Source organism: Bradyrhizobium sp. BEA-2-5, assembly GCF_032918025.1.
GTDB classification, from domain to species: domain Bacteria; phylum Pseudomonadota; class Alphaproteobacteria; order Rhizobiales; family Xanthobacteraceae; genus Bradyrhizobium; species Bradyrhizobium pachyrhizi.
In genome coordinates this window covers 7,520,854-7,535,076 of record NZ_CP136629.1, presented here as the reverse complement: position 1 = coordinate 7,535,076, position 14,223 = coordinate 7,520,854, and the positions used below count along the sequence as shown (strand labels likewise).

Annotated in this window: 10 protein-coding genes; all 10 read left to right on the top strand. The window is 59.0% G+C overall.

Annotated features, from left to right (window positions below; genetic code table 11):
• Positions 1-3: 3 nt before the first annotated feature.
• Entirely contained in the window at positions 4-2,145 is a 2,142-nt protein-coding gene (locus RX327_RS35160; protein ID WP_317251394.1) for a type I secretion system permease/ATPase, read from the top strand.
• On the top strand, positions 2,132-3,583 hold the full coding sequence (locus RX327_RS35155) for an HlyD family type I secretion periplasmic adaptor subunit (protein ID WP_317248630.1): 1,452 nt from the start codon (positions 2,132-2,134) through the stop codon (positions 3,581-3,583). The genes RX327_RS35160 and RX327_RS35155 overlap by 14 nt, the downstream gene beginning before the upstream one ends.
• A 64-nt stretch (positions 3,584-3,647) precedes the next feature.
• Positions 3,648-4,169, top strand: coding sequence for a DUF3455 domain-containing protein (locus RX327_RS35150; protein WP_050385602.1), 522 nt, complete (start codon positions 3,648-3,650; stop codon positions 4,167-4,169).
• 536 nt (positions 4,170-4,705) lie between these two features.
• Positions 4,706-6,091 carry an AAA family ATPase gene (locus tag RX327_RS35145; protein WP_317248629.1) on the top strand — a complete coding sequence of 462 codons (1,386 nt, stop codon included), beginning with the start codon at positions 4,706-4,708 and terminating at the stop codon, positions 6,089-6,091.
• Between the two features lie 194 nt (positions 6,092-6,285).
• Positions 6,286-7,023 carry a hypothetical protein gene (locus RX327_RS35140; protein WP_317248628.1) on the top strand — a complete coding sequence of 246 codons (738 nt, stop codon included), beginning with the start codon at positions 6,286-6,288 and terminating at the stop codon, positions 7,021-7,023.
• A 312-nt stretch (positions 7,024-7,335) separates the two neighbouring features.
• The gene (locus tag RX327_RS35135) at positions 7,336-7,593 is read left to right on the top strand and encodes a hypothetical protein (RefSeq protein ID WP_317248627.1); all 258 of its coding nucleotides are present in this window, start codon (positions 7,336-7,338) and stop codon (positions 7,591-7,593) included.
• Complete coding sequence (locus RX327_RS35130; RefSeq protein WP_317248626.1) at positions 7,574-7,798, top strand: hypothetical protein; 225 nt, start codon at positions 7,574-7,576, stop codon at positions 7,796-7,798. Before RX327_RS35135 ends, RX327_RS35130 begins: the two co-directional genes overlap by 20 nt.
• A gap of 334 nt (positions 7,799-8,132) precedes the next feature.
• Positions 8,133-10,895 carry a class I SAM-dependent DNA methyltransferase gene (locus RX327_RS35125; RefSeq protein WP_317248625.1) on the top strand — a complete coding sequence of 921 codons (2,763 nt, stop codon included), beginning with the start codon at positions 8,133-8,135 and terminating at the stop codon, positions 10,893-10,895.
• Complete coding sequence (locus tag RX327_RS35120) at positions 10,892-12,952, top strand: DEAD/DEAH box helicase (RefSeq protein WP_317248624.1); 2,061 nt, start codon at positions 10,892-10,894, stop codon at positions 12,950-12,952. Before RX327_RS35125 ends, RX327_RS35120 begins: the two co-directional genes overlap by 4 nt.
• Positions 12,945-14,138, top strand: coding sequence for a GIY-YIG nuclease family protein (locus tag RX327_RS35115; RefSeq protein WP_317248623.1), 1,194 nt, complete (start codon positions 12,945-12,947; stop codon positions 14,136-14,138). Before RX327_RS35120 ends, RX327_RS35115 begins: the two co-directional genes overlap by 8 nt.
• The last annotated feature ends 85 nt before the right edge of the window (positions 14,139-14,223 follow it).

Here is a 14,223-nt window from a genome sequence, read left to right as displayed (position 1 = left end):
CCAATGAGCACCGAAGCCAGCGCCGCAAAGCCGGCCGATCCTGGTCTCGAAGCGCTAGTGACGCTGCTGCATCTCCAGGGCGTCGCGGCCGATGCCGGACAAATCGCGCATCGGCTGGGAACGGACAAGATAGGCGCACCGGAGATGCTCCGGTGCGCCAGGGATCTCGGACTCAAGGCGCGGGTCTGCCGGACCGACTGGTTGCGGCTTGCGAGCACACCGCTGCCCGCCATTGCTCCCCTGCGCGATGGCGGGTTCCTGCTGCTCGCCAAGGCTGACGAGGAAAAAGTCCTGGTCCATTCGCCGCTGCAGCGCCGGCCCATCTTGATGACGCGGGACGAGCTTCTGGCGATCTGGGACGGCGGTCTGATCCTGATGACCCGCCGTGCCGGATTGGCGGACGTCACCCGGACGTTCAACATCACCTGGTTCCTGGCGGCAATCCACAAATATCGTCGTCTTCTGAGCGAGGTCCTGCTCGCCTCGTTCTTCCTGCAACTGCTGGGGCTGGTCTCACCGCTGTTCTTCCAGGTCGTCATTGACAAGGTGCTGGTGCATCGCTCCCTGAGCACCCTCGACGTCCTCGTTCTTGGATTGGTCACCGTCTCGGTGTTCGAGACCGTCCTGGCAATCCTCCGGACGTATCTGTTCGCGCACACGACCAATCGCATCGACGTCGAACTCGGGGCGCGTCTCTTTCGCCACCTACTGGCTTTGCCAATGGCCTATTTCCAGGCGCGGCGTGTCGGCGATTCGGTCGCGCGGGTGCGCGAGCTGGAGAACATCCGAAATTTCCTCACCAGCTCGGCGCTTACACTGGTCATCGATCTCCTGTTCACTTTCGTCTTTGTGGCGGTGATGTTTCTCTACTCACCGCTCCTCAGCTGGATCGTGCTGGCTTCCTTCCCGTTCTATATCGCGATCTCGGCGGGGGCGACGCCGCTGTTTCGGCGGCGCCTCGACGAGAAGTTCCGGCGCGGTGCCGAGAACCAGGCCTTCCTGGTCGAGAGCGTGACCGGAATCGAGACGCTCAAGGCCATGGCGGTTGAGCCGCAGATGCAGCGCCGCTGGGAGGAGCAGCTCGCCGGCTACGTTACCGCAAGCTTCCGGGTCCTGAGCCTTGGCAACAGCGCGAGCCAGACGGTCCAGCTGGTGAACAAGATCGCTACGGCCGGCATCCTGTATTGCGGCGCGAGGCTCGTGATCGACGGCAGCCTCACCGTCGGCGAACTCGTCGCCTTCAATCTCCTGGCGGGAAGGGTGAGCGCGCCGGTCCTGCGGCTCGCCCAGCTTTGGCAGGACTTCCACCAGGCGCGGCTCTCGATAGCGCGGCTAGGCGATATCCTCAATACGACCGCGGAGCCGACCTATGCGGCCGGACGTGCACGGCTGCCGGCGATCCGCGGCGATATCGAGTTCGACCACGTCTCGTTCCGCTACCGCGTCGACGGCCAGGAGGTCCTGCACGATATCTGCTTCGACGTCCCGGCCGGCCAGACGGTTGGCATCGTCGGCCCCTCCGGGTCCGGTAAGAGCACGATCACAAAGCTGGTCCAGCGCCTCTACGTCCCGGAGCGCGGACGGGTGCTGGTGGATGGAATGGATATCGCAATGGCCGATCCCGCCTGGTTGCGCCGTCAGATCGGCGTGGTCCTGCAGGAGAACGTGCTGTTCAACCGCTCGGTGCGCGACAATATCGCGCTCGCAGACCCGACGATGCCGATGGAGCGCATCGTCGCCGCCGCTCGGCTCGCCGGTGCTCACGAGTTCATCCTCGAGCTTGCCGAGGGGTATGACACCGTGGTCGGCGAGCGTGGATCCACGCTGTCCGGCGGACAGCGTCAGCGCATTGCGATCGCACGCGCGCTCGTGACCGATCCCCGGATCCTGATCTTTGACGAGGCGACCAGCGCACTCGACTATGAGAGTGAGCGTATCATTCAGCAGAATATGAGGGCGATCGCTAGCGGGCGCACGGTGCTGGTGATCGCGCACCGGCTTTCAACTGTTCGCACGGCAGACCGCATTGTGACGCTTGATCGCGGCCGCCTTGTCGAGGATGGCAGCCACGACGTGCTCATCAAGAGCGGCGGCCGCTATGCATCGTTGCACCGGCTGCAAGGGGGACTCCATGAAGCCGGCTGAACAGGCGATCGCTGCCCGGGTCGCGCGACGCGTCGTCCCGCATTCCAATGCGCGGCGCCGCCTCGAAGAACTGGCATTTCTGCCGGCCGCGCTCGAAATCGTGGAAACGCCGCCCTCACCAATCGGCCGTGCGATTAGCGCCGCCATTATTGTGTTGTTCTGTGCGGCGCTAGGCTGGGCCTGGTGGGGCACGGTCGACATCGTTGCGTCGGCGACTGGTAAGATCCTGCCGGGAGGCAGGGTCAAAGTCATCCAGCCGTTCGAGACCGGGGTTGTGCGTGTGATCCGGGTGCAAGACGGGATGACGGTTAAGGCCGGTGACGTTCTGATCGAACTCGATCCGACGGCCAACGGGGCCGAGCGCGATCGCCTGCGTAGCGACCTCTTGGCCGAGCGGCTCAATATCGCGCGGCTGCGGGCGGCGCTCGGCGCTGGCGATGATCCGCTCGCCGAATTCAAGGCCCCCGCCGGCGCAGATCCGGAACTGATCGGAATTCAGCGTCAGCTCCTGCTGAACCAGGTGACCGAGCATCGCGCCAAGATTGCTGCGCTCGTCCGTCAACAAGCGCAGAAGGAAGCCGAGCAGGCCACGATCGCAGCGACGATCCACAAGCTCGAAACGATCCTTCCGGTCATCCAGTCACGCGTCGACATTCGCAAGACGCTTGTGGACAAGGAATTGGGTTCGAAGCTCAGCTATTTCGAGGTGTTGCAGCTGCTGGTCGAGCAGCAGGAGGAGTTCGGCGTTCAGAATAGCCACCTGCGAGAGACGGAGGCCGCGATTGCCGCGATTCGCGAAACGCGTGGTCAAGCGGTAGCGGAATATCGGCGCACGATCTCCGACGAACTTGCCAAGGCGGAGCAGAAGGCGAACGGCCTCACCCAGGACCTGATCAAGGCCGAACAGCGGATGAAACTTCAACTGCTCACCGCTCCCGTTGATGGCGTGGTACAGCAGCTAGCGATCCACACGGTCGGCGGCGTGGTCACGCCGGCGCAGCCTCTGCTCGTGATCGTGCCGAGTGACAGCCGGCTGGAGATCGAGGCGATGGTGCCGAACAGCGACATCGGCTTTGTGCACGCTGGACAAGACGCCGAGATCAAGGTCGACACCTTCAATTTCACGCGCTACGGCCTCCTGCATGGCGAGGTTCTTTCAGTTTCACAGGACGCACTGATCAGCGACCGCGAACAACAGCGCCCCGGTGACCCGGCGCCGAGATCTCCGAACGAGACCAGTGAGCCGAAGGGACAGCAACTGAACTACGCCGCGCGCATTTCGCTTGATCGCGACTGGATGCAGGTCGAAGGCAGGATCGTCAGACTGTCACCCGGCATGGCCGTGACGGTCGAGATCAAGACCGGATCGCGGAACATCCTGAGCTACCTGCTTTCGCCCTTGCGTCGCTACCGCCAGGAAGCGCTCCGTGAGCGTTAAGCCCGGAAAGTACTTCGCTTGAGCTCCGACCACTTGGATTGAATCACTTGAAGCCAAAAGGCCGATGAAGATCTCTTCGAAAGTTTTGCATGGCACGGTCTCGCTTGTTTCTGTTGTTCTCGTTGTCAAGGCGTTGGCGGAACCGCTGTTGGCGTTGGACAAGAATAGGATCATCGCTACCCTTCACGCTGAAGGCGCCCAGATTTACGAGTGCAAACCAGACACCTCGATGCCGGCATCGCAGGTTCAGGCCCTGACATGGCAGTTTCGCGAACCGATCGCTACGCTCATGGTTGACGGACAATCGATTGGTCGGCACTACTCCGGGCCAAGTTGGGACCACATCGACGGCAGCGGAGTGAAGGGCAGGGTGGTCGCGAGCATGCCAGCTGCTACCACGAGCGACATTCCGTGGCTGGAAATCGAAGTCGTGGACCGCCGCAACAAGGGCATCCTGTTCGATGCGGCAACTGTTTTGCGAATCAATACCAAAGGCGGAATGGCGCGGGGACCGTGCGAAGGCGCCGGCGCATACCTCAGCATCCCGTATGCTGCGGACTACTTGTTTCTGCGCAGGAGCGATTAGGGTCGCATGTGCGCTTGGGACACCAAGGTGACAGCGTCGAAGGTCGGCTTCGCTCAAAGCATCGACCGCGCCGGCTACTTTGCATGGGGTTGTTTTTCGATATTTCGCTTGGCAGCGGGAACGGCGTCGGCCTTGCGGTTGGGAATGGTGGCCTGCCGAGCCGTAGCTTGTGAGCTGATGGCCCGCCTTCGCCCTTTGGGCTCCTCCTGGCTGCGCCACGCGTAGCCCAAAGGGCGAAGCGTGGCGGGTCCGGCAGTTATACCACTTTCATTCTCGATCAAGCACTTAGCACTTGCTAACTGCTTATCCGATGCACTGATCGATATTGGGTTTTTCCCAAATCCGCTAACGCGCTGGGCCTGCATCGGACGCGATGCGGACGTCGAAACGGAAAGCACCTGACATACGAAGCCCGACGCTCGACCAAAGCGCCGGGCTTCAACTTTTTCCGACCGGACGCAACGGCCGGGACAGATCACCATCACTCCCGCAATATGCGCCCGGCCGGTCGGCTCAGCAAGAGCAAGGTCCGGACAATGTCCAACAGCACCACCGCCTACACGCGATTCACCCTGAACGAATATGACCGATTCGAGATCGCCCGGATTCAGCATGAAGCGCCACAGCTTGCCTTCGAGAAGGCACAGTTACTGCACGAGTATCGCAACAAGTCCTACGGCATCACCCGATTGCAGTCTCATGAACTTCGCGAGTGTGAGGCTCTCGAAAAGCGGCTTGCGCGCTCCAAGGCCGAAGCCGCGATTCCGATCCGCACCAATGACAACGGGCGCGATCCATCGTCATTCCGCGCCCCGTCGCCGTCACCACTGCCGGAGCAGAACAATACCGATGAGCCTCTGACACCACTCGACATCTCTGGCTGGGACGAAGCAGAAGTCCCGCAACGCGATTGGGCTGTGAAAGATCGCATCCCGCGCCGGGCCGTGACGTTACTTTCCGGCGAAGGCGGGGTTGGCAAATCGATCGTGACGCTGCAGTTGGCCTGCGCCCACCCGCTCGCGCGCGACTGGTTCGGCTCGTTGCCCGAGCCCGGACCGGCGATCTATCTCGATGCCGAAGATGATGAGCCTGAATTGCACTTTAGGCTGGATGCGATCCGCGCGCATCTTGGCGTTACATTCAAGGAGTTGGGCGATGGTGGCCTGCACCTCATGCCGCTCGCGGGCAAAGACGCGCTGCTCGGCGCGCCGGATCGCGCAGGCATCATCCAACCAACTCCATTATTCACGCGGTTGTTGCTGACGGCGAACAACGTGAAGCCGGTGCTGATCGTGCTGAACTCTGCGGCCGATCTGTTCGCAGGCAATGAGAACAATCGCAGTGAGGTCCGGCAATTCGTTGGCCTGCTCCGTCGTCTCGCCATCGATAGCGGCGCGGCTGTGCTGCTGACGTCACATCCGAGCCTGAGCGGCATCTCGACCGACAGCGGACTCTCAGGCTCGACCGCGTGGAATAACAGCGTAAGGTCGAGGTTGTTTCTCAAGGCCAGCGAACCCGACGGCGACACAAGATCAGACCAGCGCGAGTTAATCGTTCGAAAGAACAACTACGGTCCGAGCGGCGAGACCATCCGTATGATCTGGTGCAATGGCCTGTTCGTGCCGGTGACCGCACCGTCGAGCATCGAGCGGGCCGCCACCGAGCGGAAGATCGAGGACCTATTCATGGGCCTGCTTGCCCGCTTCAGTCACGAGGGCCGGAAGGTCAGTGATAAAACTGGAACGAATTACGCTCCGGCCAAGTTCGCGGACGAACCAGAGGCCAAGGCAGCCAAGTGCAGCAAGCAGGCGTTGGCCGATGCCATGCGGCGGCTGTTCGCCGCCGAGAAAATCTGGGTTCAGGAGGATGGACCGCCGTCCCATCGACGCTCCCGGCTGGTGATTGTTGGGGGGGTCTCGTGAGGTTTCCACCGACCCTTCCACCGGCCTTCCACCGCCTTCCACCGGGGGTGTGTACCTCTCCCCCATACCCCCACAGCGGTGGAAGGGGTGGAAGGGCGTCTTGGGGACGCCACCCTTCCACCGCTTTGGACGGCGCACCGCATGACTTGGAGAACCGATCCGCCCCGATGTCGGCAGCAGCAAGGGAGAACGGCATGACGACGCTCAAGGCCCCGCGCAAGACCGGGATGTGGTTGCGGGATGCCATCCCGCATTCCGGCTGGAAGTGCATCGAGATCAAAGAGGCTCGCGGAACTTGCGAGATGTGCGAGGTGACCGAGATCGGATACGGCCATGTCATGACGCACGAGCTTCTGCCGGGCGTTACGTTGATGTGCGGTTACGTCTGCGCCGCTTACATGACCGGCAACGCCGAGCAGGAGAGGCTGCGCGAGGCGCTATTCAAATGGCGGCAGGAGCATCGCAGGCAACTGACGCCACCCGAGAAACTGCGGCGCAAATGCTGGCGCGGCACGCACTACAAGTCGGGCGCGCACGAGTGGGGCTACTGGCCGAAGGGCCAGATGTGTTCACCCTTCATCGCTGTCCGAGTGGAACATTGCGAAGGCTGGCGCTACAGCGTCAGGCGACCGTGGTGGGGTCGGTCCTGCGCCACCTACAGTGAACCCTTCGCCAGCGATGTCGAGGCGGCGTTGGCCGGGATCGCGCACGCCGAGCTGCTAGTGGCCGATCCGCAATGGATAGCGGACGAGAGCGAGGCAGAAGCCGCGTATTACGCCCTCAAGAGAATCAGACGGGAAGCCGAAACACTTCACTACGCCATCGCGCGGATGGACGAGACAGGCAATGCCGACCTTGCCACGGCGCTGAAGCAAGACAGCATCTCGATATTCGCAGCATTCAACGAAATGCGCAGGCGCGCGGTCGCCTGATGCCCCGCCGCCCGCCACCCGCCGATCGCAAGCGCGAACGAAAGCGCGCTCGTGACCGGCGTCGGTACCGGCGAGAGGTCGCCGGACTTCGGGTTGCGCCGGTAGAGTATTCCAGCACGCTAGTCGATTACCTTTTGAAATACGGGTGGCTCAGCAGGAGCGGCAAGGACGATTCCCACTGCATCGGCGATGCAATCTCTCGCGCGATGCAGGAGGCCGCCGAGACGGATCAGAAATAATTTCCGGCGCGTCGGAAGCGTCTGGCTGTAAGTCGTGGCATCCTCACGCCCGTGAGCGGACGGAGCGGACGCCATGACAAAATTCACGAAAGAGAAGAGAGCACAGATTTTAGCCGAAGCCCACAGACATCTGGCGGTTCGTCGCGCAGAGTTTGAACGGAGAAGGAAAGCACTACTACTCCAAAAAAAGAAAATGCTTGAACGTCGGCGCGCGACCGAAACTCAGCAGCTTGTCGAGTGTAATCGCGACGAGCTGCTAGGGTTCATTGCCAAGCTGAAGGGCGCGATACGATCATTCGAAGGAGGCAATAATGGCTTCAACGGAAAATAAAGGCGATCTCGTATCCCGAAAGGCCGACGCGGTCGAGCGGACGTTCGGGCTGGAGCCGGTGGAGGGGCTGCCGACGACTCTTGGCGCAGCATTGCTGGACCTTTCGAAAATGGCCGCAGCGATGCACCCGGACGACATTTCCCTGTCGCTCGATCTTCCCGCAGGCGTTCTGACGTTCAGGGCATATCGGCGCGAACGAAGTTGATCTCCGTTAGGATGACGAATTCGCTGCCATTCGAGTAGCCGCGCCGACTCTTCATCGAAGCGGTCGATGGAGGCAGCGAGTGAATGCGGTTTCAGCGAACGATGTGTCGAGAATCAGTAGGGGCGTTGTGAGCCGGACGAGGCAACGGTTATCGGGCTGCGAAATCCGCTGCGGCGCGGTGCTCAGCTCCGCATACCGATCAAAAACGATATGTTAACTCAAGGACTTGCGATATTGTGCGGGCCCACGATCCGTGGTTGAAAAGGGGACCCGAAACGCGGGTAAACTTTCAGGTCAAGGCGCGTGACGCGAAGACTTTTGGGGCCGTAACTCTATGAACGCCGTTGAGATCGAGGAGGCCATCTCGGCTCTCGCCGAGCAGCCATTCGACCCAGCCGAATTCCCCTTCCTTTTCCTTCGAGCATTCGGGAACAAGGATACAACGATCAGGCGACTGCGATCCGGCACGTCGAACAAGTCAGATTTGGGCGGAGTTCTACAGACCAGCCATATCCACCTAGTCGTCTGTTCAAATGGCGAAGTCGCCATGACCCTCACAGCGCTCAGGAACAGCCCGGCGACTGCCAGAGCAAAGGCACGATTCATCGTCGCAACCGATGGGGTGGACTTCGAGGCCGAGGATTTGGAGACCGGCGAGACGGCGGTCTGCGCGTTCACGGAGTTTCCAGACCATTTTGGTTTTTTCCTACCGCTTGCCGGTATCAGCACCGTTAAGCAGGTTCGCGAAAGCTCATTCGACATCCGGGCGACCAGCCGCCTAAACCGTCTCTATGTCGAGCTTCTCAAAGATAACCCCGAGTGGGGAACGGAGGAACGCCGCCCCGACATGAACCATTTCATGGCGCGGCTGATCTTCAGCTTCTTTGCGGAAGACACCGACATCTTCAACAGTAACCGTCTGTTCACTACCACGGTAGAGCGGATGAGTTCGCGAGACTCGATCAATACCCACGATGTGATAAGCGAACTGTTTCGGGCGATGAATACGAAGCGCGAGGATCGAGAGGGCGCTGGTATCGCCCGGTGGGCCGACAAGTTTCCCTATGTCAATGGTGGTTTGTTCTCCGGCAACATGGATGTGCCGCGCTTCAGCCGGATCGCACGCTCCTACCTTCTTCATATCGGCAATCTCGATTGGACCAAGATCAACCCCGATATCTTTGGCTCGATGATCCAAGCGGTCGCGGAGGACGAGGAGCGCGGTGCGCTGGGAATGCATTACACCAGCGTCCCAAATATCTTGAAGGTGCTGAACCCATTGTTTCTCGATGATCTACGTGAGCGGCTCCAGCAAGCTGGAGACAATCCGCGCACGCTGCTCAATCTGCGCAAGCGCATCTCAAGGATCAGGGTATTCGACCCGGCCTGTGGGTCAGGTAATTTTCTCGTCATCGCGTACAAGGAGTTGCGTTTCATCGAAGCGGAGATCAACAGGCGGCGCGGCGAGTCGGACCGCCGTACGGAGATTCCGCTCACCAACTTTCGTGGCATCGAGCTGCGAGATTTCCCCGCCGAGATCGCACGGCTCGCTCTCATCATAGCGGAGTTTCAGTGTGATGTGCTGTATCGCGGCCAAAAAGAAGCTTTGGCCGAATTCTTGCCACTCGACGCTCAGAATTGGATCATGTGCGGCAATGCCCTGCGGCTGGACTGGCTCAGCGTATGCCCCTCAACCGGGACGGGTCTGAAGCTACACGCTGATGACCTATTCCATACGCCGCTCGATCAGGCGCAAATCGATTTCGAAAACGAAGGTGGTGAAACGTATATCTGCGGCAATCCTCAGTTCAAGGGAGCGCGCAAGCAAACAAAATCACAAAAGGAGGACATGGCGCACGTCTTCGGTGGAGGAAACGAGTTCAAAGACTGCGACTATGTAACTGCTTGGTACTTGAAAGCTGCGGACTTCGCGAAACATTGCAATGCTGCCTTTGCGTTTGTTTCCACCAGTTCGATTAGTGAGGGCGAGCAGGTAGCTCATCTTTGGTCTCATCTCTACAGGCGCGGCTGCCATATCATTTTTGCGCACCAAGGTTTCAAGTGGCGAAACAACGCCTCTAACAACGCAGCCGTGCAATGCGTGATCATTGGTGTCGGGATGTCCAAGCCAGCACGGTGCACGTTGTTTGAAGGCGAGACAAAGCGCGATGTTGAGTCCATCTCTCCGTACTTGATAGCTGGTCCAGAACTATACGTGAAAACGAGAGATGAGCCGCTGTCTCAGGAACTAGACCTAATGGTTTCTGGCAGCATGGCTCGCGATGGCGGAAACCTCATTCTGACGCACGAAGAAGCAAAGGCCCTGATTCACGACGAACCGACCGCGACGGAGTTGCTAAAGGAGCTCGTGGGGTCCAAGGAGTTGGTACACTATAGGAACAGGAAATGTCTTTGGATTGATGATGAGCGATTGCCTATCGCCAAAAAAATCGCAGGTGTGTGCGAGCGCATTCAAAAAGTAAAATCGTTTCGGGAGGCTTCTCCGGCGAAAACAACGAATGGGTACGCCGCCATCTCCCACAAGTTTGCGCAGCGCGCTCACAGAAATACGGTTGCAATCGCGGTGGCGGCTGCTTCATCCGAAGAGCGCGAATACCTCCCGGCAGATGTTTTCGATCAGAACAGCGTGATATCTAACCTCGCTTTTGCTGTTTACGATCCCTCGCTTTGGGAGTTTGCGATTGTATGCTCGAAGATGCATATCGCGTGGGTTGCTACGGTTTGCGGAAAACTGGAAACTCGCCTTCGATATTCGTCCACTCTCGGCTGGAACACTTTTCCAGTCCCCCCGCTTACAGATAAGAACAAAGCCGACCTGACTCGCTGCGCAGAGGATATCCTTTTGGCGCGCGAAGCGCATTTCCCTTCGACGATCGCTGATCTCTATGATCCGGCCGAGATGCCTCCTGATCTGCGCCAAGCGCACGAGCGGAATGATGAGGTTTTGGACCGCATCTATGTCGGGCGCAGGTTTCGCAATGACACGGAGAGATTGGAAAAGCTGTTCGAGCTGTACACCAAATTGGCCGCGAAACAGGGAGCGGCCAAGAAGCGGAAGGCCGGGGCAAGCGTATGACTATCGAGGTGAAATCGATCCCCTCAGTTTCCGTTGCTTACGCTCGCAACGGCAACTCGACTAAGATCAATCGGCTCGGAATGCGACCGATGCAGGAACGTGCATATGAGCGGCGCGGCGAGCAGTATCTTCTGATCAAGTCACCGCCAGCTTCGGGTAAGAGCCGCGCGCTGATGTTCATCGCTCTCGACAAGCTTCAAAGCCAAGGGCTCAAACAGGCCATCATCGTCGTGCCGGAAAAGTCGATCGGTGCAAGTTTTCACGATGAGCCGTTGAGCAAGTTTGGCTTTTCGGCCGATTGGACCGTCTCGCCGAAATGGAACCTCTGCGACGCGCCCGGCTCGGACAATGGGGGCAAGGTTAACTCCGTCGGCACCTTCCTCGAAAGCGACGACCAAGTGCTTGTCTGCACCCATGCGACCTTCCGCTTTGCCGTAGATAAGTTCGGCGTCGAGAAGTTTGATGACCGGCTCATCGCCGTTGACGAATTTCACCATGTCTCAGCAAATCCCGACAACAAGCTCGGTTTCCATCTCAGCCAATTCGTCGCGCGTGATAAAGTGCACATCGTCGCAATGACTGGGTCGTACTTTCGGGGCGACGCCGAGGCGGTATTAGCCCCGCAGGACGAGGCGAAGTTCGACACCGTTACTTACACATATTATGAGCAACTGAACGGCTACGAATACCTAAAGCAGTTGGACATCGGCTATTTCTTCTATTCTGGCCCATATGCAGACGACATCCTTAAGGTGCTGGACCCGGCCGAGAAGACGATCGTCCATATTCCGAGCGTCAATTCGCGGGAAAGCACGAAGGACAAGATAAAAGAGGTCGAGCACATCATTGAGGCATTGGGGACGTGGCAGGGGACCGACCCCGTCACAAGCTTCCAGCTCGTCAAGGCCCGCGACGGCCGTGTACTCAAGGTTGCCGATCTCGTGGATGACGACGCCGCTAAGCGAGACCGCGTTGCGGCTGCATTGAAGGACCCTTCGCAGAAGAACAATCGCGATCATGTCGATATTATCATTGCACTCGGCATGGCCAAGGAAGGGTTCGACTGGATTTGGTGTGAGCACGCGCTGACGATTGGCTATCGGGCGAGCCTTACCGAGATCGTGCAGATTATCGGCCGCGCCACCCGCGACGCGCCGGGCAAAACCCGCGCGCGCTTTACCAATCTGATTGCCGAACCGGATGCTTCCGAGGAAGCCGTCACCGAGGCGGTGAACGATACCCTGAAAGCTATCGCCGCCAGCCTACTCATGGAGCAGGTACTCGCACCACGTTTCGAATTTAAGCCGAAGAATCCGGGCAGCGGTCCGGTAGATGGATATGAGTACGGTGACGGCGGATACGATCCAAGCAAGTGCAATGTCGGGTTTAATCCGCAGACAGGTCAGTTTCAAATCGAAATCAAGGGGTTGATGGAGCCCAAGAGTAAAGAGGCGGCCCGCATCTGTCGGGAAGATTTGAATGAGGTCATTGCCGCGTTCGTTCAAGATAGGGTCGCCATTGAGCGGGGGTTGTTCGATGAGGAGCTTGTGGCCGAGGAACTGACCCAAGTTCGCTTGGGCAAGATTATCAAGGATAAATACCCTGAATTGGGCGACGAGGATCAAGAGGCGGTACGCCAGCACGCAGTAGCGGCCCTGAACCTCACGCAACACGCAAAGCAGGCCGCACTCCAAGCAACTACCGAGGAAAAGGTAGTTGCCAATACTGCTTTGATTGACGGCGTGCGCAGATTCGCGATGGATGTGCGCGAACTCGACATTGATTTGATCGACCGAATCAATCCTTTCGGCGAGGCTTATGCGATTCTCGCCAAGACTATGAGCGAGGATAGTCTCAAGCAGGTGCAGGCAGCGATTGCTGCCAAGCGCACCAGCTTGACGCCGGAGGAAGCAAAGGAACTGGCCGTCCGAGCTTTCAAGTTTAAGAAGGAACGTGGGCGACTGCCTTCAATTAGTTCGGCGGATGTTTGGGAAAAGCGGATGGCTGAAGGCGCTGCCGCGTTTGTTCGCTTCAAGGACGAGGGCCGCTATGACTGACGTTGATCTCGACGAGCTGCGCGCCGAACTGGACGACTTCGCCCAGCCGGAGAAGGCAGGAGGGCCTTCCGCTCGGGACGCGCGCATTGTAGCTGGCTTCGAGGAAATCCAGCGATTTGTTGAGAAGCACGGCCACGCTCCGCGACATGGCGAGGACAAAGACATATTCGAGCGGCTTTATGCAGTGCGGCTCGATCGTCTGCGCGCGGTCAGCGAATACCGTGCACTTCTAAAGCCGCTGGACTATCGAGTACTTCTGGCTGAAACGGAACCGATCCCCACAGGGGCGGTCCCTAAGGAGGTAGTGGACGAGGATGAACTCCTTGCCGAACTAAGAGACGCAGCAGGTGCACAGGACGTTACGGAACTTCGTCATGTTCGCACGGTTGCTGACAAACGTGCAGCAGAGGAGATCGCAAACCGCAAGAAGTGCGAAAACTTTGATCGGTTCAAGCCTCTGTTCATTCAGGTGCAGAAAGACCTCGATTCTGGCATTCGCCAGACGCGGCCGTTCCAAACGATGGCGGAAATTAAGAAGGGCGAGTTCTTTATCGTCGGTGGACAGATTGCCTATGTCGCTGACCTTGGCGAGGAGTTCACAACGCAATACGAACGTCGCGACAGTCGGCTGCGCGTTATCTATGATAACGGCACGGAAAGCGACGTACTGCTACGCTCGCTCCAGCGAGCACTCCACCGTGATGAAGCGGGTAGGCGCATCACCGATCCTGCTGCAGGTCCACTTTTTGCTGGCGAGAGTGGCGAGGGCGACCTAGCCAGCGGCACGATTTATGTTCTGCGCAGTAAGTCGGACTACCCGGCAGTGGTCGCCCATCGCGATGTTTTGCATAAGATTGGTGTGACCGGGGGCGATGTGGCTCAACGCATAGCGAGCGCGAAACTTGATCCCACCTTCCTCATGGCCGATGTCGAAGTCGTCGCGACATACGAACTTTATAACATAAACCGCGCTCGGCTTGAGAATCTCATCCACCGCATCTTTGACGCGGCCCGACTCAATATCGAGATCAAGGATCGCTTTGGGAATCCAATTACTCCGCGCGAATGGTTCCTCGTCCCTTTGTTTGTGGTGAATGAGGCAGTTGATCGGATCAAGGATGGAACGATCACGGACTATCTGTACGATCCCCAGTTAGCCACACTGGTTCGGGTTAGCGAGCGATAACGACCTTCGTTCGGGGGCGGGGGGAGACCAAAAAAGATAATTCGCAGCATTTCCGAGCGCGGCGGCGCTCCGAATTTGCTACCGC

Coding starts and splice junctions, on each gene's coding strand:
- RX327_RS35160 (WP_317251394.1), top strand. CDS start 4: ATGAGCACCGAAGCCAGCGCCGCAAAGCCGGCCGATCCTGGTCTCGAA.
- RX327_RS35155 (WP_317248630.1), top strand. CDS start 2,132: ATGAAGCCGGCTGAACAGGCGATCGCTGCCCGGGTCGCGCGACGCGTC.
- RX327_RS35150 (WP_050385602.1), top strand. CDS start 3,648: ATGAAGATCTCTTCGAAAGTTTTGCATGGCACGGTCTCGCTTGTTTCT.
- RX327_RS35145 (WP_317248629.1), top strand. CDS start 4,706: ATGTCCAACAGCACCACCGCCTACACGCGATTCACCCTGAACGAATAT.
- RX327_RS35140 (WP_317248628.1), top strand. CDS start 6,286: ATGACGACGCTCAAGGCCCCGCGCAAGACCGGGATGTGGTTGCGGGAT.
- RX327_RS35135 (WP_317248627.1), top strand. CDS start 7,336: ATGACAAAATTCACGAAAGAGAAGAGAGCACAGATTTTAGCCGAAGCC.
- RX327_RS35130 (WP_317248626.1), top strand. CDS start 7,574: ATGGCTTCAACGGAAAATAAAGGCGATCTCGTATCCCGAAAGGCCGAC.
- RX327_RS35125 (WP_317248625.1), top strand. CDS start 8,133: ATGAACGCCGTTGAGATCGAGGAGGCCATCTCGGCTCTCGCCGAGCAG.
- RX327_RS35120 (WP_317248624.1), top strand. CDS start 10,892: ATGACTATCGAGGTGAAATCGATCCCCTCAGTTTCCGTTGCTTACGCT.
- RX327_RS35115 (WP_317248623.1), top strand. CDS start 12,945: ATGACTGACGTTGATCTCGACGAGCTGCGCGCCGAACTGGACGACTTC.